1 protein-coding gene is annotated in these 839 nt (G+C 31.1%); it reads right to left on the bottom strand.

The window, feature by feature from the left end; translation table 11 throughout:
• On the bottom strand, positions 1 to 799 hold a 799-nt coding region (locus KHQ28_RS28930; RefSeq protein ID WP_228298321.1), incomplete at its 3' end, for an oligosaccharide flippase family protein.
• Between the last annotated feature and the right edge of the window lie 40 nt (positions 800 to 839).

Consider the following 839-nt stretch of genomic DNA (forward strand, 5'->3'; position numbering starts at 1 on the left):
CTTCCAAGATCATGTCTTTTTTATATAAAGCGCAGACTTGACTAAAATTCGCTTGGACTATAGGAGTATATAATTGTCTTAAGATAGTCACAAGTTTATCAGCCAAACTATAAAGTCCTAAAGCAAAATCACCTAAAAAATATTTTATCAACAGAGGGTTGAAATATGTGAATCCTAACGTCAAAAAGGATGCTGAGAAATTATGAAAACTTTCAGACACTAGTGTCTTAGAAAATGAATAGGAAAATAGAGTTCTATCGAATTTAGCAATATTATTTCTCCAAACAATAACGATAACAAAAAGCCCCGCAAAAAACGGAGAGCATAATTGAATGATAGCTGCCATTATTATATCAGAACGATCATGTACAAAGGTGAAAATAAAGACCAAGGATAATAACCTAACTATTAAATTAGGTATGGCTACTAATGATAACTTACCTATCCCTTGAAACAACCAAACAGGTGAAACAATAGAACTAATAGCAGACAGTGCACCAATCAATAATAAATCATTGTCTATTTCGCTTTGTTTAAGAAAAAGTGTTAAAGAGAAAACAACAGAAATAACAAGAAAATAAATGGCTGTTTTGATGCACTGTACATTAGTGTATATTTTATTGACTGCAGCTGCTGATTCTCTATTAGAACCAATTTCTTTAGCGGCTGAATAATTAAAACCGAAATCAACAAAAAAAAGGGCAATTAGTGAGACGACTTGAGCATAACTTAACTTACCATAATACTCAACACCAAAAACAGAAGTTAAATATGGAATAACCAAAAGAGGAACAACCATATTAGAAATCTGAACAAGATATAGATAAATTGTTTCTTTT

The organism is Klebsiella sp. 28 (assembly GCF_018223905.1).
GTDB classification, from domain to species: domain Bacteria; phylum Pseudomonadota; class Gammaproteobacteria; order Enterobacterales; family Enterobacteriaceae; genus Klebsiella; species Klebsiella pneumoniae.